Annotated in this window: 17 protein-coding genes; 10 read left to right on the forward strand and 7 right to left on the reverse strand. The window is 63.4% G+C overall.

All coding sequences use genetic code 11. The features are described from left to right. Positions 1-34: 34 nt before the first annotated feature. Positions 35-2,398, reverse strand: a complete 2,364-nt coding sequence (locus tag AC1D13_RS13085) for an ATP-binding protein (RefSeq protein WP_477689681.1) — start codon at positions 2,396-2,398, stop codon at positions 35-37. Between the two features lie 253 nt (positions 2,399-2,651). On the opposite strand from AC1D13_RS13085, the gene AC1D13_RS13090 reads away from it, so the two are divergent. Then, positions 2,652-3,854, forward strand: coding sequence for a threonine ammonia-lyase (locus AC1D13_RS13090; RefSeq protein WP_457281770.1), 1,203 nt, complete (start codon positions 2,652-2,654; stop codon positions 3,852-3,854). Between the two features lie 17 nt (positions 3,855-3,871). On the opposite strand, the gene AC1D13_RS13095 is transcribed toward AC1D13_RS13090, so the two are convergent. Beyond that, positions 3,872-4,360 carry a glycine zipper family protein gene (locus AC1D13_RS13095; protein WP_457281771.1) on the reverse strand — a complete coding sequence of 163 codons (489 nt, stop codon included), beginning with the start codon at positions 4,358-4,360 and terminating at the stop codon, positions 3,872-3,874. 138 nt (positions 4,361-4,498) lie between these two features. Between AC1D13_RS13095 and AC1D13_RS13100 the strand changes: the two genes are divergently transcribed. Beyond that, positions 4,499-4,666: a hypothetical protein gene (locus tag AC1D13_RS13100; protein ID WP_164483721.1), complete on the forward strand. Its 168-nt coding sequence runs from the start codon at positions 4,499-4,501 to the stop codon at positions 4,664-4,666. 511 nt (positions 4,667-5,177) lie between these two features. Continuing rightward, a complete protein-coding gene (locus AC1D13_RS13105; protein ID WP_477689682.1) occupies positions 5,178-7,070 on the forward strand; it encodes a phosphoenolpyruvate carboxykinase (GTP) in 1,893 nt (630 codons plus the stop codon). 151 nt (positions 7,071-7,221) lie between these two features. Here AC1D13_RS13105 and AC1D13_RS13110 read toward each other — a convergent pair whose 3' ends face one another. Then, positions 7,222-7,878 carry a hypothetical protein gene (locus tag AC1D13_RS13110; protein ID WP_457281773.1) on the reverse strand — a complete coding sequence of 219 codons (657 nt, stop codon included), beginning with the start codon at positions 7,876-7,878 and terminating at the stop codon, positions 7,222-7,224. Between the two features lie 181 nt (positions 7,879-8,059). Here AC1D13_RS13110 and AC1D13_RS13115 point away from each other — a divergent pair, with 181 nt between their 5' ends. From AC1D13_RS13115 to AC1D13_RS13130, 4 genes are all read left to right on the forward strand, one after another. Continuing rightward, entirely contained in the window at positions 8,060-9,016 is a 957-nt protein-coding gene (locus tag AC1D13_RS13115) for a LysR family transcriptional regulator (RefSeq protein WP_457281774.1), read from the forward strand. A gap of 730 nt (positions 9,017-9,746) precedes the next feature. Then, positions 9,747-12,527: an autotransporter family protein gene (locus AC1D13_RS13120; protein WP_477689683.1), complete on the forward strand. Its 2,781-nt coding sequence runs from the start codon at positions 9,747-9,749 to the stop codon at positions 12,525-12,527. 81 nt (positions 12,528-12,608) lie between these two features. Further along, positions 12,609-13,496 (forward strand): hypothetical protein, encoded by an 888-nt coding sequence (locus AC1D13_RS13125; RefSeq protein ID WP_477666997.1) that lies wholly within the window; start codon positions 12,609-12,611, stop codon positions 13,494-13,496. A 402-nt stretch (positions 13,497-13,898) separates the two neighbouring features. Beyond that, the gene (locus tag AC1D13_RS13130) at positions 13,899-14,900 is read left to right on the forward strand and encodes a Bug family tripartite tricarboxylate transporter substrate binding protein (protein ID WP_477689684.1); all 1,002 of its coding nucleotides are present in this window, start codon (positions 13,899-13,901) and stop codon (positions 14,898-14,900) included. A 136-nt stretch (positions 14,901-15,036) separates the two neighbouring features. Here AC1D13_RS13130 and AC1D13_RS13135 read toward each other — a convergent pair whose 3' ends face one another. Next, positions 15,037-15,213, reverse strand: coding sequence for a hypothetical protein (locus AC1D13_RS13135; RefSeq protein ID WP_431099058.1), 177 nt, complete (start codon positions 15,211-15,213; stop codon positions 15,037-15,039). Positions 15,214-15,403: 190 nt separating this feature from the next. On the opposite strand from AC1D13_RS13135, the gene AC1D13_RS13140 reads away from it, so the two are divergent. Continuing rightward, on the forward strand, positions 15,404-16,948 hold the full coding sequence (locus AC1D13_RS13140) for a sensor histidine kinase (RefSeq protein WP_477666998.1): 1,545 nt from the start codon (positions 15,404-15,406) through the stop codon (positions 16,946-16,948). A 33-nt stretch (positions 16,949-16,981) separates the two neighbouring features. Here the strand turns inward: AC1D13_RS13140 and AC1D13_RS13145 are convergent, their stop codons facing one another. Next, positions 16,982-17,395 (reverse strand): DUF1801 domain-containing protein, encoded by a 414-nt coding sequence (locus AC1D13_RS13145; RefSeq protein WP_457281779.1) that lies wholly within the window; start codon positions 17,393-17,395, stop codon positions 16,982-16,984. A 116-nt stretch (positions 17,396-17,511) separates the two neighbouring features. Here AC1D13_RS13145 and AC1D13_RS13150 point away from each other — a divergent pair, with 116 nt between their 5' ends. After that, entirely contained in the window at positions 17,512-18,363 is an 852-nt protein-coding gene (locus tag AC1D13_RS13150; protein WP_457281780.1) for a metallophosphoesterase, read from the forward strand. 277 nt (positions 18,364-18,640) lie between these two features. Continuing rightward, positions 18,641-19,192, forward strand: coding sequence for a hypothetical protein (locus AC1D13_RS13155; protein ID WP_457281781.1), 552 nt, complete (start codon positions 18,641-18,643; stop codon positions 19,190-19,192). Between the two features lie 231 nt (positions 19,193-19,423). On the opposite strand, the gene AC1D13_RS13160 is transcribed toward AC1D13_RS13155, so the two are convergent. Together AC1D13_RS13160 and AC1D13_RS13165 are read right to left on the reverse strand one after the other, a co-directional pair. Then, positions 19,424-23,494, reverse strand: coding sequence for a PAS domain S-box protein (locus tag AC1D13_RS13160; protein WP_477689685.1), 4,071 nt, complete (start codon positions 23,492-23,494; stop codon positions 19,424-19,426). Between the two features lie 199 nt (positions 23,495-23,693). Further along, positions 23,694-24,626, reverse strand: coding sequence for a LysR family transcriptional regulator ArgP (locus AC1D13_RS13165; protein WP_477689686.1), 933 nt, complete (start codon positions 24,624-24,626; stop codon positions 23,694-23,696). Positions 24,627-24,659 lie beyond the last annotated feature (33 nt).

Consider the following 24,659-nt stretch of genomic DNA (forward strand, 5'->3'; position numbering starts at 1 on the left):
GGCCCTGACGGAGCGTCTGTAATAGCGCCTGTTCCTATTGCATGAACCCCATGGCCCGCCCTTCGCGTACCTCGGGCTTGATGCGGTGCTCTGCCTCCAGCTGGGCCAAAAATTCCTCGCTGGAAAACTCTGCCGCGAGAATATCCACCTGCCGCTTCACGGCCGCGAAATCACCCGGGCACAGCTGCACCAGTTTGCCGAGCCTCTCCCGCAGCGGCGCCGTCAGCCGGTCGGCGTCGCCTGCGAGTGCTTCGGTGACAAACATCTGCTCACGCTGGGCATGAGTCAGCGGCATGAATTTGATTTTGAAGGTAAAACGCCGTAGCGCCGCCTGGTCCAGGCTTTCAAGCAGGTTGGTGGTGCAGATGAAGATGCCCGCATGGCGCTCCATGCCCTGCAGCATCTCGTTGACCTCGGTCACCTCGTAGGTCCGCTGGGCGCCGCGCCTGTCCTGCAGGAAGCTGTCCGCTTCATCCAGCAGCAATACGGCTTTTTCCGCTTCGGCTTCGCGGAACATCGCTGCCATATTCTGCTCGGTTTCACCGACATACTTGCTCATCAGGTCGCTGGCCTGCTTGATGATGAGCGGCAAATCCAGTGCTTTGGCGATGTGTTCGGCCAATGCCGTCTTTCCCGTGCCCGGCGGGCCGTAAAAGCACAGGCTGCCGTGGCTTCGGCTTTTCAGTGCCTCGACGATACGCGGTACCTCGAACCGGGATTCGACATTGAGCATGGAAAGGTCATAGGTGGTCGCGTTGCGCCGGCCGGAAGTTTCCGCCCTGTTGCCCAGCGCCACATCGGCATTCTTGAGCTGGCGCTCGATCAGCGACTCCATCAACAGCGGCCTGCCGCCCGACAGGATGGCCTGCATGCCTTCTGCGTCCACCTGTGCGTCTACCGCGTCTTCAGGCGCGCTGGCCAGCCGGGCAAACCGGACAGCCGTGCGTATTTGCGCGGGCGTCAGGCCCTTGCGGGCCGTCAGCTTGGCCACAAAGGCATCGCTGACATGAACACCTTCCAGTGTTTTGCGCACCAGGCCTTCACGAGCACCCGGCGGCGGCGACCTGAGTTCCAGGTGGTAGGCAAAGCGCCGGCGAAAAGCAGGGTCGATCTGCTCGATGCGGTTGGTGACCCACAGGGTGGGCACGGTGTTGGATTCAAGGATCTGATTGACCCAGGCCTTGCCGCTGACCGACCCGCTGGCAGGTACGGGCAATTGTTCGGAGCGTGCCATCAGCTGCGCGGCTTCGCTGGAAATCGGGGGAAACACATCTTCGACTTCGTCAAACAGCAAGGCGGAGTGCGTGCTGCCCTTCAGGAAGACCTGGGCGATTTGCAGCGAACGGTAGCGGTCGCGGCCACTGAGCGAGTTGCCGTCACGGTCGGCATATTCGACTTCGAACAGGTCCAGGCCGGCGGCCTGCGCCACCACCTTGGCCAGTTCGGTCTTGCCGGTGCCGGGCGGGCCGTAAAGCAGCACATTCACGCCTTGCTCCTTGCCGGCCACCGCATTGCGCAACAGCGACACCAGCACCTGGGCATCGTCGTGCACAAAAGCGAAGTCCGCCAGGCCCAGGCTGCTGTGCGCGGCCGGCCGTGTGAAGACCGCCATCAGCTCATTCTGGTCGCGGTATTCGCGCATCAGCACGGGCGGCAGTTTTTCACTCACCTTCATCAGGTCGGCAAGGTCGGTGATGTTGTGCTCGGAAATCAGGTTTTCAACCATGCCGATGCGCTCCAGGCGCGAGCCGGCGCGCAGCGCTTCGGCAACCTCGGGCGCCTTCACGCCGGCCACGTCGGCGATGGCGGCATACGCTTCGGGGGCATTGTTGACCTTGAACTCCACCAGCAGGGAGCGCAGGTCGCGCTGGTAGCGCGCCAGGGTGCCGTAGAGCAACAGCGCACGCTCGGCCCGGTTGAGCTGCAACAGGTTGGCCAGCGCGTCGATGTTTTTCTCGACCAGCGTGGATTGTTTCTTGAGCGCCTGGGTCAGCCATTCGCCGGTGGCGGCCAGCACGGAGAGCAGGTCCTTGGGCTGGTCCTTCGCATGCTCGTCTAGGTAGAAGAACAGCGTGCCTTCTTCATAAGGGCCGCGCCAGGCGCCGTGGCGCGCCATGAACTCGGTGTCGGTCAGGCTTTCATGGCCGCGCCAGAACTCGTTGTCCTTGCAGCGGCGGCCAAGAAACTCGCGCAACCGCTGCACCGCTGGCAGGGGCCACACGAGATGCCGGCCCGAAAGCGAGAGCAGGCTGTTGAGGTCGCGGCGCACATTGAACTTCGCGCCTTGCCTTGCCGCCAGCGTCAGCACGAAATGCGAGCACATCAGGTCCAGCACCGGCGCTTCTTTCAGCCCGGGGGACAGCAGCCACTGCTGCTCGCTAACGGAACGCTTGCTCATGGACAAACCTCCCTTTGCAACTACACGGTTGGTAGACATGCCTGTGAGATACCCTGCTTCGAGACCGTCGCCTCACTGGCTATGAGCACCGCAGATGCGACCTGGTTCAATGAGACTCCACCATAACGCAGCTTGAAGCATCATGGAAGACGCTACTTGTACCCCCACGTGTGAAATGCACCACAGAAACTCCTGCGAAGATGCGCAAAGATGATCCCGCACAATCCCACCATAGCCCCGCAGAGGAATTCCCATGCTCAGTCTCAAAGATATAGAAACAGCCGCCCAGCGCCTGCAGGGCCACCTGCTCGATACGCCCTGCGTGGAGTCCAGGACGCTTTCCCAGTTGACGGGCGCGCAGATTTACCTGAAGTTCGAGAACCTGCAGTACACGGCGTCCTTCAAGGAGCGCGGCGCCTGTAACAAGTTGGCCCAGCTCTCAGCCGATGAACGGCGCCGCGGCGTGATCGCGATGAGTGCGGGTAACCACGCCCAGGGCGTCGCGTACCACGCACAGCGCCTGGGCATACGGGCCGTGATCGTGATGCCGCGCTTCACGCCGGGCGTCAAAATCGAACGCACCCGGGGTTTTGGCGCCGAAGTGGTGCTGCACGGCGATACGCTGGACGAATCACGCACCCACGCGCTGACGCTGGCTGAGCGGGAGGGCCTGGTCTTCGTGCACCCTTACGACGACGAAGCCATCGTCGCGGGCCAGGGTACGGTGGTGCTGGAGATGCTGCACGCGCAACCCGACCTCGAAACGCTGGTTATCGCCGTCGGCGGTGGCGGCCTGATTGCCGGCATGGCCACGGCGGCCAAGGCGATCAAGCCCGGCATTGAAATCATCGGTGTGCAGACCTCGCGTTTCCCGGGCATGGTCAATGCGATCAAGGGCACCCGGCACCCCCAGGGCACCAGCACCATCGCCGAGGGCATTGCGGTGGGGACGCCGGGCGTCATCCCGCAGGCCATCATCGCGAAGCTGGTTGACGACCTGGTGCTGGTAGACGAGGGCGATATCGAGCAGGCCATGGTCATGCTGCTCGAGATCGAGAAAACCCTGGTTGAAGGCGCCGGCGCGGCCGGGCTGGCAGCGCTGCTGAAGTACCCGGAGCGTTTTGCAGGTAAAAAGATCGGCCTGGTGCTGTGCGGCGGCAACATCGATCCGCTGCTGCTGGCAGCCATCATTGAGCGCGGCATGGTGCGCGCCGGGCGCCTGGCCCGCATCAAGGTCAGTGTGCGTGACATTCCCGGCTCATTGGCAAAGATCACCGCCACTGTGGCCGACGCCGGGGCCAATATCGACGAGGTGCATCACCAGCGCGCCTTCACCATGCTCTCGGTCCAGAACGTGGAGATCGAGCTGGTGATCCAGACACGCGGGCGCGACCATATCCAGCAAGTGCTGGCGGCGCTGAATGCGGCCGGCTTCGAGGCGTCAGAGCAGCACTGAGCGCTGCGAGGGACCCGTCAATTCCAGCCAATCACCTCAAAACCCTTTTCACTCAAGCAACGCTGCACAAAGCTGCGGTAGGTGCTGTTGGGTTTGTCGTTGTGAAACGCGCCTGACACCGCACCCGCAGAGCCGCCCACGGCGGCGCCCGCGGCGCCGGAACGCAGTACGCCTTCGCCGCCGCGCCCGGTGATCAGCGCACCCACCGCCGAAGCCACACCCCCGACGGCTGCGCCTTCACCGGCACGCCGGCCGACTTCGTTGGTGCTTTGCGACGGGCTGAGCCCGGCGGCCGAGGCCCGTGACATGCAGGCGCTGGCCTCCGCCTGGCCTTGCGCGTCACCTACCCGGTTAAGGGTGGCGTTGGGATAGAGCACGGGCTTTGCCGAGGCGCTGTTGGGACCGCCGGAAGCACATGCCGACAACAGGGCCACGGCGGACAAAACAGCACCGGCTGAAAAAAAACGGAACCGCCGCTGAGGCGCGAAATGGGCTGGGGATTTCATGTATTCCTTCCACAAATAAGCATGGCAAAGGGTACCGCAAGCCAGGCGCCGGGCATCTTTGTCGCCCGCATCTTCATGTAACCATCTTCATGCAGGTAAAATCTGCCAAGACTCTCAAGCATTTCAGGAATCAACCCCATGTCCAGTCCAGCCAGCCACACCACCAATGCAGCCCACGACAGCGCCACTCCCGCCCAGGAGCAGGATGCCGTCGACGCGATCGTTCCGTTGATCCCCATTGTTCTGCCCGTGGTGGGCGGCGTGCTGATGTTCCTGCTGGCGTTTATCGCCATCTACATGGCCTGAAAGCCCCCGCTCTCACCCCGAAAGTCCGCATCTTGCGGACTTTTTTGTTTCCGGGGCTCCGCGCCCTCTTCTCCACTCTCTTCCCGGCCCACTTCCCGGCCCCTTCAGCCTGTTCACCGAGGAACCGGCCTGAAACTGCGGGCCGAAACGGCCGTCCAGGCATTCTTCACCCCGATGTCATGACTGCCGGAACCCCGGCGCAGTCTATGCATAACCTCATGCCGGTTATGCATAACTTTTGCCTGTAACTTACAGGTAACTCGCGCTGATCTTCTTAAAATGAATTGGACTGGCCGATCCGTGGAAGATGAAAAGCAGCCTCACGCTGCCGCTTTTTGTCATTGCGCCGCAGCACTTTTGAAGCTTGCGCACCGCCCGCCGACCGGGACCTGTTTGTTGTGCAAAGGGAAGCTTCCAAGCCTTATTTCGATAAACGTCTCCGTGTCGCAACCATCCAGGTTGCCGCGCGACGTTTCCCGAAATAACGCTTTTTAACTTTGGAGTTTTTTCGATGAACCACCCCGCGATGCAAGGGCTTAACCTCAACACGCCCCCCTACGTCAAGAATGCCAAACTGATTGCCTGGGTTGCCGACATGGTGGCCTTGTGCAAGCCCGACAACATTTATTGGTGCGACGGCAGCGACGCCGAATACCAGCGCCTGTGCCAGCAACTGGTCGGCGCCGGCACCTTCAAAAAGCTTAACGAAGCCAAGCGCCCGAACAGCTTCCTGGCCTGCTCCGACCCGACCGACGTGGCGCGCGTGGAAGACCGTACCTTCATTTGCTCGGCCAAAAAGGAAGACGCCGGCCCGACCAACAACTGGATGGCCCCCGCTGAAATGCGCACCACACTGCAGCCCCTGTTTGATGGCTGCATGAAGGGCCGCACCATGTACGTGGTGCCTTTCAGCATGGGCCCGCTTGGCTCGCCCATCGCGCACATCGGCATTGAACTGTCCGACAGCCCTTACGTGGCCGTCAACATGAAGATCATGACGCGCATGGGCAAAGCCGTGTTTGACGTGCTCGGCCTCGACGGCGAATTCGTCCCCTGCGTGCACACCGTGGGTGCGCCGCTGGCCGAAGGCCAGCAAGATGTGAAATGGCCTTGCAACAAAACCAAGTACATCGTGCATTACCCCGAAACGCGCGAGATCTGGTCTTACGGCTCCGGCTATGGCGGCAACGCCTTGCTGGGCAAGAAGTGTTTTGCGCTGCGCATCGCCTCCAACATGGGCCGCGCGGCTTCGCAAGACGGCTCCGGCAACCCTGGCTGGCTGGCCGAACATATGCTGATCCTGGGCGTGACCTCGCCCGAAGGCAAGAAGTACCACGTCGCGGCGGCCTTCCCTTCGGCCTGCGGCAAGACCAATTTCTCGATGCTGGTGCCGCCGGCAGGCTTTGAAGGCTGGAAGGTCACCACCATCGGCGACGACATCGCCTGGATCAAGCCGGGTGCGGACGGTCGCCTTTACGCCATCAACCCGGAAGCCGGCTACTTCGGCGTGGCACCGGGCACCAACATGCTGACCAACCCCAACTGCCTGCGCAGCCTGGACAAAAACGTGATCTTCACCAACGTCGGCCTGACCGACGACGGCGACGTCTGGTGGGAAGGCATGGAGCAGGACGCCCCCGGCAAGGCATTGCCGGCGCACCTGATCGACTGGCAAGGCAAGGACTGGACGCCACAAATCGCCAAGGAAACCGGCGCCAAGGCCGCCCACCCCAATTCACGCTTTACCGTGGCCGCCACCAACAACCCGGCGCTGGACCCGGCCTGGAACGACCCTGCCGGCGTGCCGATTGACGCCTTCATCTTTGGCGGCCGCCGTTCGAACACCGTGCCGCTGATCACCGAAGGCCGCAACTGGGTGGAAGGCGTGTACATGGCCGCCACCATGGGCTCCGAAACCACGGCCGCCATCACCGGCCAGGTTGGCGTGGTGCGCCGCGACCCGTTCGCGATGATCGCTTTTGCCGGCTACAACATGGCCGACTACTTCCAGCATTGGCTCAACGTGGGCCAGGAACTCGAAGCCTCGGGCGCGAAGCTGCCGAAAATCTTCACGGCCAACTGGTTCCGCAAAGGCGAAGACGGCAAGTTTGTCTGGCCCGGCTACGGCGAAAACATGCGCGTGCTGAAGTGGATGATCGACCGCATCGAAGGCAAGGGCCAGGGCGTCGAGCACATCACCGGCGTCAGCCCCCGCTATGAAGACATGAACTGGACCGGCCTGGACTTCAGCGCCGAGCAGTTCAAGACCGTGACCAGCATCGACAAGGCCGCCTGGCTCAAGGAGCTGGAACTGCACGCCGAACTGTTCAAGCAACTCGAACATCACCTGCCGAAAGAGCTGGAGGAGACCAAAGCCGCGATCGAGCGCCGCCTGGCCGCCTGACCGGCACACCACGCGCGGGGCGTTTCGCACAACCTGCGGTACGCCTCATTCCTGGTGCAATGACTGCGCCAAGGCAAAAAAAAGCCACCGATCCGGTGGCTTTTTTTGTGGGCCGCTGCAAAGAGCGGCGCGGCGTAGAGGCGCCTGGCGCTTAGATGTAGCTGCGGTGGTAAGCCCGCAGTTCCGCACCACCGAGACGGCGGGCGCGCTGTGACAGTCCGGCTGGAGCAGATGCCTCATCAACCACAGCTTCGGCAGCGGCAACTTTCGTGTCGGCCTGGCTGCGCAGGAAAGCCTTCAGTTCTGCACCGCCCAGACGGAGGGCGCGCTGTGTCAGGCCGGCCGGAGCGGACACCACGGCTGCGGGGGCAGCAACAGCCTCTTCAACGGCGGCTTGCTGACGGGCCATTGCAACTTGCAGGTCGGCCATCACGCGGGGATCGTTCTTGGCGGCTTGCCACAGGCGCTGGTCGGCGCGGGCTTCGGCCAGGCTACGCGACCAGGCGTCCAGGCCGACCTTGAGGCTGACGGCTGCATTGCGCGCAGCGCCGGCGAAAATCGCCAGGACAGCAAAGGCGACAGCCCAGATGCCGATCCACATGACCAGCAGGTGACCTTCGGCGACGCTGTCCATCACCTGGTAAGCCACCACCATCACGGCGGCCGCAACAGCGGACAAGAGCAGAGTGGCCAGGCCGCGGGTGCCGGAGAAAGCACCGCCCAGCTGGCGTACGGCACCAAAGGCCGACTCAGCGCGGACAACGCCTGGGTGCTGTGTGGAATATTTGATATTGACGAAGCTGGTCATGGTGAACTCCCTTTGGGTTAACTCCGCTGAACCAAAATTGCAGCGGGTAGGAGGATATTAGGGTTATCACTGATGTTATTCAACTTTATCTTTATGATGTGATTCATTCACATTGGTGATAATTTGAGCTTTTCCACCCTCTTTTCACCCTCTTTTCGCCCTTCAACACCCGCCCCAAGCCGTGACCCCGCTCAATTTCCGGACCCTGGACCTCAACCTGCTTCGCGTGTTTGACGAAGTGATGGCCGAGCGCAGCCTGACCCGGGCGGCGCGCAACCTGTCGCTGACGCAGCCGGCTGTTAGCAATGCCTTGCGCCGGCTGCGTGAGACCCTGGGCGACGAGCTCGTACAGCGCAGCGGCCAGGGCATGGCGCCCACCCCGCGCGCCGTGGCGATCTGGCCGGCCGTGCGCGAGGCCCTGCAGCAATTGCAGGAGTCGCTGGTGCCCAACGAATTCGTGCCCGGCGAAGCCACCACCATCTTCGTGCTGGCCATGGCCGACGCCACCGCGGCCGAATTGATTCCCGGCCTGGTGGAGACACTGGACCAGGAAGCCCCAGGCGTGTCGATCCGCGTGATTCCACTGACCACACGCGACCCGCGGCGCCTGCTGGACGAGGAGCTGTGCGACCTGGCGGTCGGCTACTTTCCCTCGGTGCTGGCCGACCTGACGGCCGGCGCGCAAAGTGGCGAGCCCCTGCCCTTTTTGCACCAGCGGCTGTATGACGGCGAATACGTCTGCGTCATGCGCAAAGACCACCCGCTGGCTACCGGCCCCTTCACACTGAGCAAGTTCTGTGCGGCGCGCCACATGCTGGTGAGCTTTTCGGGCCGGCCCTATGGTTTCGTCGACGAAGCCCTTGCCTCGCTGGGCCGGGAGCGGCATGTGGTGCTGACGGTCAACCAGTTCTTCACTGCGGGGCGGGTGGTGGCCAACTCCAACCTGCTCACCGTGCTGCCGCGGCATTTCGTCGGGGTGACGGGCATTGCCGACCAGCTGGTGCTGCGCCCCCTGCCGTTTGACGTGTCACCGGTGCACGTGGATACCCTGTGGCACCGGCGTTCGCAACAACGCAGCGCGCATGCGTGGTTGCGGCAGGTGCTGGTGCGTGCGGCCGACAGGGCGTTTTTGGCCTGAAGCCCCTGACCCACCCAAAGGACTGGCCAGCCTGGCTATCCGAAGAGACGTCTACACAGCGCTATAAAAATCATAGCTGCTCGCGCAAGTCAGTATTGGGCGAGGGTCATTTTTGATGCCAAACCAGGCAGTTTTGGGCGCGGAAATCGTCGCCGGGAGCCATCGCTACTGCGGCGCGCTTCCCCAGCACACTTTTTTTCCCATCAAATTGGTGTTTTAGCCAACAAAGACGAGCGCAAGTCGCTAGCTATTTGATAGCAGCCGTGGCAAGCGGATCAAACCACTGCAGTTCCCGGCTGCGGTGTGGCCAGCACGCAACGCAGACACCAAAACAGCGCACTGAATGACCCGGATCCGGTGCCCTACGGCGCGATTTTCAGCGTGTTGCGCCGCTTTTTTCTGGCTACAAGCCAGCCTCTGGCCGCTCCTGACTGGCGCCGCCAGAACAAATTAATTCTTTAGTTCTCTCATTTGGTGTTCTGCGCGTCATAAGTCTTCAAACGACCTACTTGCAAAAAAATGTAACGTGAAGCAAAGTCAAAACATGGACATCACACCCGTACAGAGCTCTTCCCGGAGGGCGTCGTTACTGCGAGGCATACGTTAAAAAATGTTAGCTAAATCGTTACTTGCGCATGCAGCCGAAATCGCGATGTCCTCTGGCGGGGCAATCGTCTTTGGGTTGCGTTGACCGGCACGGCTTGAACCCTCACCCCAAAACCGGCCCCGCATGAATTCCCGCCCGCACTTTCCCCTCAAGCCGCTTGGCCTGGCGCTGGCATTCGCCGGCCTGGCCATGGCACCGCATGCCGGCCATGCCCAGGTCACCAACGATTTCTCGGCCGCAGGCACTCAGGACTGGAACGACGCGGCCAACTGGAGTGGCGGCACGCCTACAGCCGCCAGCTTGGCAAGGGTCCCGACGAACCAGCAGGTGGACATTATTAGTGGACCAGCCGCCCAGGTGGGCACGCTGCAAGTGGAGGAAAACGGCCAGGTGGTCGTCCATGCGGGCCGCACCCTGGCCGCTGGCACGCTCCTGCTGGGCACCACGCCGACGCCGGGTAACGCGGGATCAATGCTGATTAATGGGAGCGTCACGGCCACGCGGCTGAGCGTGGGCGACACGGTGACCGGAGGGCAGATCCTCATGGACGGCGCCGGCGCCAGCCTGAACGTGTCCCCCCTCAGCCTGGCTCCGGGCGACCAGTTCATTGTTGGCAACAATGGAGACGGGCTCCTGGGCATCCGCACCGGCGCCACCGTGACGGTGGGCGGCACCCGCACCCTGCACCTGGGCAATGTGGGCACCGGGACGCTGGTCATCGGCAACATCGGGCCCAGCGGCACCCTGAATGCTGACGCCGTGGTTTTCGGCAATGCCAGCTCCAGCATCAAGTTCAACCAAAACGACGCCACGCCCTACACCTTCTCCGCGGCGATCAGCGGCGCCGGATGGGTAGAAGTGTTCCGCCACCCCGGGGGCTCCTCCACCATACTGACGGGCGCCAACAGCTACACCGGCGGCACTTTCATCAGAACCAATGCCCGCCTGACCGGCAGCACCACCAGCCTGCAGGGAGCCATCAGCAACGACGGCGTGCTGACCTTCGACCAGACCACCAATGGCACCTATGCAGGGTCCGTCAGCGGCGGCGGCGCACTGGTCAAGGAAGGCAGCGGCACGGTGATTCTTTCTGGCACCAACACCTACACCGGCGGCACCACCATCAATGGCGGCACCTTGCGCGGTACTACCGCCAACCTGCAGGGCTTGATTACCACCAACGCCAACCTGGAGTTCTTGCAAGCAGGCAACGGAACGTTTGGCGGCGTCATCAGCGGCACCGGCAACGTGGTCAAAAGCGGCACCGGCAATGTCACCTTTTCCGGCACCCACACTTACAGCGGGACTACCGTCGTCAGCGGCGGCACGCTGTCGGTCAACGGCAGCCTGACCAACTCTGCCGTGCAGGTGCAGAACGGCGGCACGCTGGGCGGCACCGGTTCCGTGCGCAACACCACCATCCAGTCGGGCGGCACGCTGGCGCCCGGCAATTCCATCGGCACGCTCACCGTCGTCGGCAATCTGACTTTCAATGCGGGCTCCAATTACAGCGTGGAGGTCGATGCAGCCGGCAGCAACGACCGCACCAACGCCACCGGCACGCTGACCATCAACGGCGGCACGGTCAACGTGCTGGCCAGCGCCGGCACCTACTCGCCGACCACGCAGTACACCATCCTCAATGCCACAGGCGGGCGCACCGGCGTCTTTAGCGGGCTCACGACCAACCTGGCGTTTCTGACGCCGTCGCTCACCTACGACCCCAACAATGTGTACCTGACCCTGGCGCGCAACAGCACCGGCTACAACACCCTGCCCGGCATGACGCCCAACCAGCAGTCAGCCTCGAATGCGCTGCAAAATGCCTCCGGCAGCGCGAGCGGCGACATGAGCACGGTGCTCAGCGCCCTCAACAGCCTTTCAGTGCCGCAGGCCCTCGCCGCCTTCGATGCCATAGGCGGTGCCAACCTGGTCGCCTTGCGCCGTGCCGGCCCCAGCTTTGCCGCCGCATTCGGCGAACAGCTGCAGGCACGCGTGGGCCGAAGCAGCCTGGGCTCAGTCTGCGGCAGCGACGACGTTGCGGGCCGCGAAGCCCTGAGGGCGCTTTTCCCGGCCATCGAAGACGGCTGCGGTTTCTGGCTGCGCGGTTACGGCAGCCACCAAATCACCGACAGCGACGGCAATGCCATGGCCAGCCGCCTGAACAGCACCGGCCTGAGCGCGGGTTACGACGCCGAAGTGTCGCCAGGCTTGATGCTGGGCGGCGCCGTGACCATCGGCACATCAAGGGTCAGTTTTGATTCAGGTGACCAGGGCAGGGCTCGCAGCGCGGCGCTGGCGATGTACGCCGGCTACACCGACGGGGCCTGGCGCCTGAATGGCGTGACCAGCGTGGCGTTTCACGGCAACCACATGGACCGCGGCATCGTGGTCGGGCCGATCGCCCGCCTGGCCTCGTCGAATTTCGACAGCAGCACCGCCACGGCCTACGGCGAGTTGACCTACGACCTGGACATGACCGGCTGGACGCTGCAACCGATGGCCGCGCTGGCCTTCAGTCGCAACCAGACCAACGGTTTCGCCGAGCAGGGCGCCGGTGCGCTCAACCTGCAGGTTGCCGCGCAAACCGTGTACTCGACCAAATCGATGTTGGGGCTGAAAGCCGGCTTTGACGTGGGCCGGCTGCGGATCGAACCGCGGGTGGTGTGGGCACATGAGTTTGGCAAATACAACACCCCGATGACGGCGCAGCTGCAGGGCGCCGGCACGCCCTACCAGTTCCAGATCGCGGGCGTGGCCCTCAATGCCAACACGGTGGTCCTGGGCGTGGGCGTTTCGGGCCGCATCCACGACAACTTCAACCTCTTCGCCGACCTCCAGACCGAACAGAACGCACGCCAGCGCAACCTGGCCCTGCTGATGGGGGTGCGCGGCAAATGGTGAGCCGGGCATCTCAAGGCATGTTGCCCCCTGACCGACCTGATTCACAACACATTTAATCCAGCCACACCCGCGTCATACCTCATGGCTTACAAAAGCATGCCCCCCATCCCGCCATCCCTGCCGCCTCTCCCGCCGCGCCAACCCAAACCGAAACCCGGCAAGGACGCCGGCGCCCACCGATACGACACCATCGTTTTTTTGCTGATCATCGGCCTGGCGATTGTGGTGGCCGGCAGCGCAGCGCGTTACACCCTGGTAGACCGGCCTGCGGCCAAGGCACAGAAGGAAGCCCAGCTGCTGATGCAGCAGCTGATGGCCGCGAACCAGAAGAACCAGCAGCAGCTTGAACAAAAGCTCGCCGAAGCCAAGGCCCAGACCGAGGCATTGCGCGCCAACATGGAGCAGATGAAGGCCGAGATCCAGCAGCCCAAGGCCGCAGCGGAACCGGTTGCGGAGCCGGTGCAGAAACCGGTGCCCGACGCCCAGGCCGCGGAACGCAAGCGGCTGGAGCGCGTCAAGGTGGTCGATGAACTGGTGGACTCCCTGACGCCTAACCTGCAGGTCAAGTTCCAGCAAAAGGTCACCTGGCTGGACCGCAGCGTCTCCTTCGGTTTTAGCCTGACCAACGCAAGCCGCCGCGCCGTCCGCGTGACCCCGCCGCGCATCGCCCTGACCCTCAACCCTCTTCCCAACACAAAGCTGGCACTGAAAGCCAGCGATGTGCAGGCTGACATCTGCCCTGGCGGCTTGATCGGGCCGGGAGAGACCATTAACTGCAATGTGGTGCTGCGTTCCGAGGCTACCTTCACCGGCGTCGGCCACATTCCGTTTCGCGCCGTCATCTCGGCACGCACGGAACTCCCGGCAACCAGCGAAACCTGGAAAACCGTGCGTTCCGCCTACAAGGAAGCCTACCTGGAGGAACACATGGTCAAAAGCGTCTCCTTTAACGGGGAGCTGTGGCGGTAGCCGCGGGCCGGCAGCAGGATCACGCACGCACCCTATCGAGGCGACTGAAGCCGGCGGCAGATTGCCATGCCATTCGCTATCAAATAGATAGTGGCTTGCGCCCGTTTGTATTGGGCTTTAGCCATCTTTGGCACTTGAAATCAGTGGTTTTCTCGGGGTTTCCGGCGTCGCCAAGGCTTTTGCGGCACCCCAGGGGCAGGCTGGAGGATAAAGAGCCCCCTGAGTCGCTTTTTACCCACTCAATCGGGCTGTAACCCAATGAGAACAGGCGCTAGCCGCTATTAATTCAGTAGCATCTCGCCGACGCCGAACGCCCACGGGCAACCCCGTTCAAGCGGCTCGCGGCGAGGGGCATGGTTTTTGCACACACTTTTGCACACAAACTGTACGCAGGAGCCGCGCATGCCAGACCACCCACACACCCCAACGCCCTCCCACCCACTTGCGCGCCGCACCGCGCTGAAGATCCTCGCCAGCGGCGCCGCGTCCATGGCGCTGCCGGCCCTGGCTGCCTGGCCGGACAAGCCGATCAAGATCGTGGTGACCTTTCCGGCCGGCGGCGCCAGCGACATCGTCGCGCGGGTGATGGCGGAGCAGCTGGGCAAAAAGCTGGGGCAGGCGGTGGTGGTCGACAACCGGCCGGGCGCGGGCGGCAGCGTGGGAGGCCTGGTGGTGGCGCAGGCGCCGGCGGACGGCTACACGCTGATGCTGAGCAACTCGACACCGGTTTCCATCGGCCCGTTCGCGCTGGAAAAGCAGCCCTATGACCCGGTGGAAGGCTTCACCCACATCGCGCTGATCGGCAACGCCCCCTGCGTGGTGATGGCCAACCCGCACGCGCCCATCAAGACGATTACCGATGTGGAAGCGCAGGCCCGCAAGGCGGGCCGGCTCGACTTCGGCTCGGGCGGCCCGGCTTCGATCGGCCACATCTACGGCGAGCTGATGAAAAAGTCCATGGGCGTGAACCTGGTGCACATCCCGTACCGCGGCGGTGCGCCCATGACGACAGACCTGATCGCGGGCGTGATCCCCGTGGGGATCGACGTGCTGACGGCGTTTGTGCCTTACTTCAAAAGCGGGCAGCTGGTGCCGCTGGCCGTGACGTCGGCCAGCCGCTCACCGCTGGTGCCGGATGTGCCCAGCGTGGTGGAGTTTGGCTACCGCAAGCTGGTGCTGGACAACTTCTTTGGCCTGAGCGGCCCGGCGCACATGCCGGCCGACGTCGTGGCACGGCTGAGCAGCGCCTGCAACGAAATACTGGCAACGGCAGAGATCAAAAAGAAGATGCTGGAGCTGGGCATCACCACCCAGCCCATGAGCCCGGCGGCGTTCACCGGCTTCGTCAAGGAGCAGGTAGCCGTACTGTCGCCCGCCGTCAAAGGAGCAGGGGTTAAGCTCTGACCGCATCCGCCCCGAGCAAGACCCCGTCTTTACCAGCTGAAGCCGCGGTCTGGCTTTGCCAGCCGCAAGGCGGGCAGCCCCGTACGAGAGAAAAGGGGCAGCGCGCCGCAGGCTCGAAGTGGGGAAGCGTGGGGGCTCAGCGAACCACGCTGAGGTAAGCGTAGGCGGCGCTGCGCAGTTCCTGGGCCTGCAGCGGATTGCGGCCGGCGCGTGCTTCGGCGCGTTCCATCAGGTTGTGGGCCACACCGTTTACAGGGGCCACGCGGGTTGCGGCGGGCAGGAAACGGGCGATCTGGGAAATCAGGCTGTACATGTCAGGGTCACCTTCATGGGGTGAAAAAGTTGCGGTGAATGAAGAATAAGGGTTTTCCCTAGGGTTTCAAGCCTAACCGAGGCCCAAACCCATGCAAAAAATGCATGTGATGCCCCGCGGCGACACATGCGGGTGATTTCTACGTGATTTCCGGGAAAAATTTCACGGAGCCGGCGGCTATGCTTGGGCTGTGGCCCATCCCCCAAATCCCTCCTCTTCCCTGCCCACGGCTGAGACCCCTGCTTCATCGCCGGACGGGGCGCTGGCGCTGCTGCGGCAGATCGCCTCAAATATTGACGCCATGCTCTGGTCCTGGGACCCGCAAACTGGCCGCATCACCTATACCAACCCGGCGTTCGAGGCGTTCTGGGGCCTGTCGGCCGACACCCTGGCAGACCGGCCCTGGCAATGGCTGGAGCATGTGGACCCGATAGACCGCGAGCGGGTGCTGAGCCTGCAGACCAGCCCCCTCAAGCGCAGCGAAGAGTACAGGGTCATACGGCCGCAGGGCGGCAACGCCCGGCTGAGCCAGCGCGCACTGCCCATGCACAGCCCTTCGGGGCAGTTGCTGCGCGTCATCCACCTGGCCAACAACATCACCTGGCAGCTCGACACCTCCAAGCAGCTGCGTGTGGAGATCGGCCGGCGCAACGACTCCGAGGCCAAGTACCGCGCGGTGGTGGAAAACGTCAGCGAGGGCATTCTTGTCACGGCGGCCGGGCGCATCCTGTATGCCAACCCCAAGGCGCTGGAGCTGACCTCGCTGGACGAGGAAACCGCCAAGTCCCGGCCCTTCATCGAATTCATCCACCCCGACGACCGCGAGAAGGTGCTGAGCAACCACATGAAGCGCCTGCGCGGCGAGCCGGTGGAGAACTACTACCAGTTTCGCGTGCAACACAGCCGCAGCGCCATACGCTGGCTGGAGATCAGCGCGGTGATGTTTGAATGGCAGGGCGCGCCCGCCACGCTCAACTTCCTGACCGATGTCACGCGCAAGCGCCAGGCAGAGGAAGACATGCGCAAGGCGCTGGCGCACGAGCGCGAGCTGTCGGAGCTGAAGTCACGGTTTGTCGCCGTGACATCGCACGAGTTCCGCACACCGCTGGCCGCCATCCTGTCGTCCGTGGAGCTGCTGGACGCCTACGGGGCCAGCTTTCCGGCCAGCGAACGCCGGGAGCTTCTGGGGCAAATCAAGACGGCGGTGGCCCGCATGAACAGCATGGTCGAGCAGGTGCTGCTGACCAGCCGCCTGGAGCTGGGCAAGTTCCAGTTCGAAGCCGCACCGCTGGCAGTGCCCGACTGGCTGGTTCAGGTGATGGGTGAGCTTGAGCGCGGCAACCCGCAGGCCGCGCGCGTGTCGCTGACCTGCGACGGCCTGGACGCGCCGCGCACGGCGGACCAGCAGTTGCTGCGGCACATCGTGGTCAACCTGCTGGGCAATGCACTGAAATATTCGGACCCGGACACGCCGGTGCAGTTTGCCGTTCGCGGCGTGGGCGACCAGATTCACCTGCGCATCACCGACCACGGCATCGGCATCCCGGAAGCCGACCTGCCGCGGCTTTTCGGCAGCTTTCACCGCGGCACCAATGTCGGCAATATTTCCGGCACCGGCATCGGCCTGCACATCGTGAAGGAATGCGTTGACCTGCACCAGGGGCAGATTGAAGTCACCAGCCGGCCCGGACAGGGCACGACATTCACCGTGCGCCTGCTGGCGCCGCTGGCCTGACGCACCCCGCCCGGCGCCGGCGGTTTTGCCGTTTCAGGGGCCTTTTTTCCGGTGGTAGGTCAGCGCCGCCTGAATGCAGAACGACAAGGCATCCCGCGGCAGTGGATCGGCCGCATCGAGCACGATGGCCCGGTTGCCCTCATAACGCAGCTCGCCCGGAAACAAGGTGCGGAAGGTGTCCACCAGCGTGGTGTTGCAATTGAAGTACAGGGCGTACTGCGACGGGCTGGACTTGACCGGCCCCAGGCGGACGGTGCTGCCGCTTTTGCTGACTGACGTGAGGTAGGCCGGCTCGCCCCACTTGAGGGTTTCCTCCAGCTCGCCCACGCCGGGTGTGGCCGATGCCGTGTCCAGGATCAGCGTGCGCAGGGCCAGCAGCTTGCGCCGCAGCGCCGGTGGGTAGGCCGCGAAGGTCTGCGCGACGGCTGCGTTTTCGATCTGCTTCACAAGCGGCTCCGGTTCATCTGCTGATGCCATGCGCAATCTAGCGCATGGGCGCAAGGCCGCGCAAGCTAAAACTCCAGCAAGGAAGAGATCGAAACATCTTCCCGCACAATGGGCGGGTGAACATCCAGCTCCTTTCCGATCTGCACCTTGAATCCAATCCCCACTTCACAGCGCAGCCCGTGCCCGGTGCCGACCTGCTGGTGCTGGCGGGCGACATCGGCTCCTACCAGAAGGGCTCGTTGCTGGACGAATTGAATATCGGCGACTTTGGCCTGGCGCGGTTTTCACCGTTGCCGGCAGAGCGCGGCGGCGCCGGCTGGCCGACGCCGGTGCTGTTTGTCCCGGGCAACCACGAATACGACGGCCTGGACTTTGATGAAACCCATGTGCGGCTGCGCGAAACCTGCGAGCGCCTGGGCATGGTCTGGCTTGAGCGTGAAACCGTGGTGCTGCAGGGTGTGCGTTTTGTGGGCAGCACGCTGTGGACCGACTTTGACGCCCTGAGCGCAGGCCAGGCCCAGGCATCGGACATTACGCCGGGCGAGCAATTGAAAGCTCGCGAAAAAGCATTCCGCGCCGCCAACTTTTACCTCCAAAAAAACCATTCCTTTCGCGATGGCCAGCCACTGCTGGCGGCCGATGTGCGCGAAGAGGGCCTCAAAAGCCAGGCCTGGTTGCGGCAGGCACTGGCCGTACCCTTTGAAGGGCCTACCGTGGCCGTGACGCATTTCGCCCCCAGCTTGCTGAGCGCCGACCCGCGCTATGGCCTGGTGCCGGGTACAGCGGGCTTTTGTAATGCGCTGGATGACCTGCTGCCGCTGGCCGACCTGTGGCTGCATGGGCATCTGCATTGCGTAATTAATTACATCAGCCGCGGCTGCCGCGTAGTGGCGAACCCGCTGGGTTATGCACGCAAGCATGAACAGGACGGGTTTTTACCCGACTTGCTGATCCGCGTCGGCCAATAGCACTCAAGCACTCAGTCGTCCTCTTATGTGCGTGGTGCCGACGTGCCGCTGGTGACTAAAGTCGTAGCGCCGCAGCGCACACGGCGGCGGCATTTTTTTGAACTTCCTGCGCATCGCGTAACCCAACCACGACCGGCAACGCGGAACCCAAGGGTCAGCACGAAGGTGATAACACTTTGTTCCAATTGTTGGTTTGCGCACTGTTCGGCTTGCATGTATCTTGCATGAAGGGTTCATGCAGGACTTCCTGTACCGCACCCGCATTGGGGAGAGCACCATGAAAAGCAACGTGTCCTATCTTGGCGCCTGGCTGGTTGCCGTCGGCCTTGCGTTTGCGTTTGCGTTCGCGTCGCCCAATGAGGCCAGCGTGATGGGGCACATGCCGGCCTTCATGGCGCAAACACTGCTGCGCCAGCCGGTCAACGTACCGGATGGCTTGCCCTCTGACCGCACCCTTGCACTGATCACCTTCCAGCGCGGCCAGCACGTCCAGGCCGAGAGCTGGATCCAGGGGCTGAACCTGCGTAACGACTCGTCCATCGCGTGGATGCGCATGCCGATCGTCAATGACCCCGGCACACCGACGGGGCGCAGCGCCGTCGAAAACAGGTTGCTCAAGCACTACACGGCCGACACCGAGCGCGCCAGGCTGGTGCCGGTGTTCACCGACCGGGCCAGTTTTGTGCGCGCGGCCGGCCTCAACGGCACGGACCAGGTCTACGCCGTGGTGGTCAACCGCCAGGGTGAAGTGCTGGCGCGGGTTGAAGGTCAGTTCGACGCAGATAAAGCGCAGACGCTGCGCGAAACTCTGCGCTCGCAGAGTTTCTAGACTAGCCCCCACGGTCGCTCACTTCGTGTAGCTCCCTGCCCCCCGAGGGGGCCGCCCGCCTGCGGCCCGGCAAAGCCGGTTCCGCGGCTCATGCTGGCTTGAAGATTCGGTGAATACGGCCAGTGATGGAGGTATTTCACCAATGGGGGCCGAGGGTCCGGCTTCGCCGGCCCCAGGCGCCGCCCCCTTGAGGGGGGAACAGACTACACGAAGTGAGTCTGGACGGGGGTGTTATAGCGTCCTCTCACCCAACGTGAAATAGAACGTGGCGCCCTGCCCCAGTGCTGACTGGGCCCAGACCTTCCCGCCATGCCGTGCCACGATGCGGTGCACCGTGGCCAGCCCAATGCCGGTGCCGGCGAACTCCGACAGCGAATGCAGGCGCTGGAACGCGCCAAACAGCTTCTCCGCATAGGCCATGTCAAAGCCGGCGCCCTTGTCCTGGACAAAATAAACCGTCTCTCCGTCTTCCCCGATCTCATGGCCGAAGGTGATTTCGGTGCGCTCCTGGTTGGCGCTGAATTTCCAGGCGTTGCCCAGCAGGTTGTCCAGCAACTGCATGAGCAGGCGCGGGTCACCCTGCCCCGTCAAACCCGCTTCAACATGGAGATCCACCGGCCTTTCGGGCTCGCGTTCACGGTAGCCATCAAGGATGCCCTGGACCAGCGCGCTGAGGTCGACCGGCTCCCAGCGCAGGCTTGAGCGCGACACCTGTGCCAGCGTCAACATCGCATCGATCAACTCCCCCATTTGCCCCACCCCGGCCCGTATGCGCGCCAGGTAATGCCGGCTGCGCTCCGACAGCGGTGTGCTGTCGGACTTGTTCATGGCACGCTGCAACAGGTCGCTGAATCCGTCGATGGCACTCAGCGGGCTGCGCAGGTCATGGGACACGGAATAGGAAAACGCTTCCAGTTGTTTGTTGGCAAATTCGAGCTGCGCGGTGCGCTGCTGCACGCGCTCTTCCAGGCTGGCGTTGAGCCGCAAAATTTCTTCACGCGCACGCCGGCGTTCTCGGATATCGGTGTTGATGCCGAGCACCCCGTTGACCTTGCCTTCTTCGTCGCGCACCACCGTCCAGCGTGCTTCGATGGCCACCGTTGAACCATCTCTGGCGTGCTGCTCCAGTTCACCGGTCCAGTCCCCTTCATTGGCCAGCGTGCGGGCCATGGCGTCCACAAGCACCTGGGGATCCTCGTACATGAACTCTTCCATCGATTTTCCCAGCACTTCTTCGGCCGTCCAGCCGTAAAGGCGTTCGGCACTCTTGTTCCAGAAACGTATGGTCCGGTCCAGGTTGCGGACCATGATGGCATCCTGGGCCCTGTCCAGCAGCGAGGCCTGTTCGCGCAGTTTGACTGCGGCCTGGCGCGCCGCCTCCTGGCTGCGCTGGCGCTCCAGCCGTTCTCTCAAGCTGACGATGCCGAATGCCAGGTTGTCGGCAAGCTCCTGCAGGAGCTTGATTTCTTCAGGGGTGAAGTGCTGCGCTTCGGCCGAATAAAGGCACAGCACACCAAAACTGCGGCCCCCTTCGCGCAAGGGCAGGCAGACCGCGCTCCGGTAGCCTCGCTTCATCGCGTCGGCATGCCAGTAGAAGTGATTTTCAGCCTGACCGATGTCGCCACTTTGCTGGGGCAGCCCCGTGCGAATGGCCTGGCCCGCGGGGCCCTGGCCCGTGACCTGGTCATCGCGCCAGGTCAAGCGGATCACCGTCAGGTAGCCACCCTCGTTACCGGCGTGCACCATGGGCTGTATGGTGCGCGCTTCGTCGTTCTGCGCATACCCGACCCATGCCATGCGGTAGCTGCCCACGTCGACGGCGACACGGCAGACTTCGGCCAACAGGGCCTCCTCGTCTTCGATCCGGTTGATGGCGATGCTGGACTGGCTCAGCATCTGCAGGGCCCGGTTGGTGTTTGCGAGCGCCAGGTCGGCAAGCTTGCGGTCGGTAATGTCGCGCGCGGTGCCCACCACACGTTCGAGCACGCCCGACGCATCGAGCACCGGATAGGAGTGGTCGTGTATCCACCGGAGCTTGCCGTCCGTGGACAGGATGCGGTATTCGATGTCGGAGGATTCGCCGGTTCGGTTGCGCTTCCTGGCGAGCTTCAGCAAAGGCTGATCCTCCGGCAGCGCCGCGTCGGCATATGACAGGGGGTTGGCATACAGGCTCTCGCGGCTGCGCCCCCACACTTTCTCATAGCCGGGGCTGATATAGAGAAGCTGGCCCGAGCGGGGATCCACGTTGTAAAAAACGTCGTTGATGTTTTCTGCAAGCTCACGAAAGCGCGCTTCGCTGCTGACCAGCGCCGCCTCGGCGCGGGCACGTACCAGCGCAATGCCGGCCAGCCGCGCCGCGGTGGCGATCAGCTCCAGGTCGTGCGCCTGGGGGGCACACGGATAGCGGTGGTAGATGGCAAACGTCGCCAGCGGCTCGCCAGTGGTAGACACCACGGGATGCGACCAACAGGCGCGCAGGTTGTGCGTGGCCAGGAGTTCGCGATAGTCTTTCATCAACGGATCCAGCTGGGTGTCTTCCACCACGACCATCTCGTTGCGAAACGCCGCGGTACCGCAGGCGCCCACCCCTTCACCAACCGGCAGGCCTTCAATGGCCTGGTTGTAGCTGTCCGGCAGGCTGGGCGCTGCACCCAGGCGCAGGTGCTGGCCATCCAGCAGCAGGATCGAGCACAGGCTGTCCGGGGAACTCGTCTCAATTAATTGCACCACGGCTTCGAGCGAGCGCTGCAGGGGCGCGCTCCCGGCAATCAGTGCCAGCACCTGTTCCTGTGCCTTCGCGAATTCTTCGGCGGCCTTGGCTTTGGTGATGTCGTTGAACACCGCGACGCCACCCACCAGCGTGCCGTCGTCACCGCGTAAGGGCCGGGTGCTCATGCGGAGCACCCGGTCTTCGGCGCCGGGCCTGCGAAATAGCAGGTCCCAGTTGTCGGTACTGACGCCGCGGGCAGCGCGTGTCAGCGGCCGTTCAGCTTCCGGCAAGTGGGTTTTGCCGTCAAGCATCAGTAGCTCATGGCTGCGCCGCCATTCCTCGACCCGCATGCCAGGGCCCGGTGTAGCCGCATTGAAGAGCTTGCGGGCCGTCGCGTTGAACACCAGGAAGCGGCCTTCGGTGTCCGCTGCGATTACACCCTCACTCATGCTGTTGAGAATGAGGTCGAGCAGGGAGCGCTCCTTGTCCACACGGCTGAGCGCGGCATCAAGCTCTTCCTGCCGCGCCTGAAGCGAGCCGGCCATGCGATTGAAAGTCTGCCCGATATCGCCAAGCTCCCCTTGGTACAACGGACCCAGCCTGACACGCGCCCCGAGATTGCCCTCTGCAACCTCATTAGCTTCTTTCAGAATCGCCTTGGCCGGGTTGACGATCAGGCGGTTGCCCATCCACCACGCACAGGCTGCGCTTGCCACGGCCACGGCGAGCAAGGCCGCCAGCTCCGAAAGCAGGTTGTCGCGGCTTTCCGCGCCGATGATTTCCTGCGGGACACTGACCGCCACAAATAGCCCATCGCGGCCTTCGACGGGAACCGGCGCAAAAGCGTAGACCCGCTGGCTTCCCTGCGCATCAGGCGCATGCAGTACGCCCAAGTGGCGGGTTTGCACTCCCTGGCGTACGGCGGAATCCGGGTGCTGCCGGCCCAGCCAGGAAGGCGCCTGCGGGGAAACAGCCAGAACCACGCCATCCCGGTCAAGCACCGTCAGCCTTGCACCCGGCATCATGGACGCGGTGGTCAAGGGTTCTGCGAGCGCCTTCAGGCCCAGGGAGGCAAAGGCCACGCCGCCCATGGCGCCGGAATCGGTGTGGACCGGTATGGCGAAGATCAGGCCCGGCAGGCCACTGCTGCGGCCAATGCCGTAAGTCCCAATGGCAAAACGCTGGCCGGCCATGATTTGCAGAAAGAATGGCCTGTCATCTTCCTGGATACTGCCGGCAGGAAGGCCCAGTGAACTGCAGACCAGCCGGCCGTCCGGCGCAGCAACGCCCACATGGGTGAACTCGGGGTGCTCCCGATGGATATTTTTAAGCTGTTGCCCGCACAGTCCGGGCTCGCGGCTTTTGATATGAGGCGCACTGGCCAGGCCGTTGAGAAGCTCATGGACCTTGTCCACCGTGCGCTGCTGGTGTGTGGCGAGCAGCGCGACCTGGGCCTGCAGGTCAACCTGCGCATGTTCCAGCGCAGTCCGGTGACCTTGTTCGGCGTAATACGCGAGCAAGCCGAACAGCGGGAGCAGCGCGAGCAGCACCAGCAAAACCAGACGGGTACGCAGCCCCAGCCATCCCAGCATTCGTTACCTCGTGCCTTTCACTGCAATGCAGCGCCAAGCGCGCATCAGGTCACAGTGTGCGGAAGCCGCTGCCTTTTGTAAATGGGATTACTCCCCTGCCTGTCTTTGTCAGCGAGTGAAACAGCGACACCGTACGGCCGCCCTGATGTCCCCGTCGGCCAGTCATGCGCGGCCATCACGCACTGCACCGCTCGTGTGATCAGAGTACCAACGACTGCGCTGCAGACTGCTTGAGTGCGGCGGTGAGCGCGTCCAGCACTTCAGACTCGAGGTTCCAGCAATGCCAGTAGAGCTGGATGGGCAAGGTGTAGCTGGACGCCACGTTGACGAGCTGGCCTGTATCAATCAGTCCTTGCGCCAGCAGGCGCGGCACCACGCTGACGCCCCAGCCCGCCAGCACCGCCCTGACCATGCCTTCCGATGACGGCACAAAGAGCTGGTTGAGGGTGACGCGCTTGAGCCCGAAAGCTTTGCCGACGAAATCGACCGGCAGTTCGTCTTTGCGGTTGAACGCGATAAAAGGGACATCGCGAAAGTTGTACTGCGTCAGGGCGGCTGCATCCTGCTTCCCGCCCAGGCCAAGCCGCCTTTGCGCAAACTCCGGCGTGGCCACCGCGATGTACTGCATCGCGCCCAGCGGTTCCACCTTGCAGCCGCGCAGCGCCTGCTTGAGCGTGGTGACGCAGCCCAGCACCTGGCCTTCACGCAGCCACTCGTGGGTGAAGTTCTGGTCGTCATGGATGATCTCCATGGGCAGGCCCTGCTGCGCCAGGTCGGTCAGCGCCGGCAGGGCCCAAGTGGCAATGCTGTCGGCATTGATGGCGATGGAAATGCGCTCTTCCTCACGCGCACCACCAAGCGAGCTGGGCGCCAGCTCTTTCAGGTCGCGCTCAAGGTCGGCACGCAACAGGCGCAGCATCTTGGTGTGTTTCAGCAGCAGCTGGCCGGCTGAAGTAGGTTTGAGCGGCCTGCTGCGCACGATCAGCACGGTGCCGACCTGGGCCTCCAGTGCACGCAGGCGCTGCGACACCGCCGACTGCGTGATCGACAGGCGCTGGGCCGCCCGCTCAAAGCCGCCCTCTTCCACGATGGCTGCCAGGCATTCGAGCGCATCCGGATCAAAAGTGCTCATGCAGAGCCTCCTTTGTATTAGTTGTTCTGATGT

It is taken from the genome of Polaromonas sp. P1_E12 (assembly GCF_056405975.1).

What these genes read in the sequence shown, in the direction of transcription:
- AC1D13_RS13085 (WP_477689681.1), bottom strand. Translation starts at nt 2,398, where the DNA reads ATGAGCAAGCGTTCCGTTAGCGAGCAGCAGTGGCTGCTGTCCCCCGGG.
- AC1D13_RS13090 (WP_457281770.1), top strand. Translation starts at nt 2,652, where the DNA reads ATGCTCAGTCTCAAAGATATAGAAACAGCCGCCCAGCGCCTGCAGGGC.
- AC1D13_RS13095 (WP_457281771.1), bottom strand. Translation starts at nt 4,360, where the DNA reads ATGAAATCCCCAGCCCATTTCGCGCCTCAGCGGCGGTTCCGTTTTTTT.
- AC1D13_RS13100 (WP_164483721.1), top strand. Translation starts at nt 4,499, where the DNA reads ATGTCCAGTCCAGCCAGCCACACCACCAATGCAGCCCACGACAGCGCC.
- AC1D13_RS13105 (WP_477689682.1), top strand. Translation starts at nt 5,178, where the DNA reads ATGAACCACCCCGCGATGCAAGGGCTTAACCTCAACACGCCCCCCTAC.
- AC1D13_RS13110 (WP_457281773.1), bottom strand. Translation starts at nt 7,878, where the DNA reads ATGACCAGCTTCGTCAATATCAAATATTCCACACAGCACCCAGGCGTT.
- AC1D13_RS13120 (WP_477689683.1), top strand. Translation starts at nt 9,747, where the DNA reads ATGAATTCCCGCCCGCACTTTCCCCTCAAGCCGCTTGGCCTGGCGCTG.
- AC1D13_RS13125 (WP_477666997.1), top strand. Translation starts at nt 12,609, where the DNA reads ATGGCTTACAAAAGCATGCCCCCCATCCCGCCATCCCTGCCGCCTCTC.
- AC1D13_RS13130 (WP_477689684.1), top strand. Translation starts at nt 13,899, where the DNA reads ATGCCAGACCACCCACACACCCCAACGCCCTCCCACCCACTTGCGCGC.
- AC1D13_RS13135 (WP_431099058.1), bottom strand. Translation starts at nt 15,213, where the DNA reads ATGTACAGCCTGATTTCCCAGATCGCCCGTTTCCTGCCCGCCGCAACC.
- AC1D13_RS13155 (WP_457281781.1), top strand. Translation starts at nt 18,641, where the DNA reads ATGAAAAGCAACGTGTCCTATCTTGGCGCCTGGCTGGTTGCCGTCGGC.
- AC1D13_RS13160 (WP_477689685.1), bottom strand. Translation starts at nt 23,494, where the DNA reads ATGCTGGGATGGCTGGGGCTGCGTACCCGTCTGGTTTTGCTGGTGCTG.
- AC1D13_RS13165 (WP_477689686.1), bottom strand. Translation starts at nt 24,626, where the DNA reads ATGAGCACTTTTGATCCGGATGCGCTCGAATGCCTGGCAGCCATCGTG.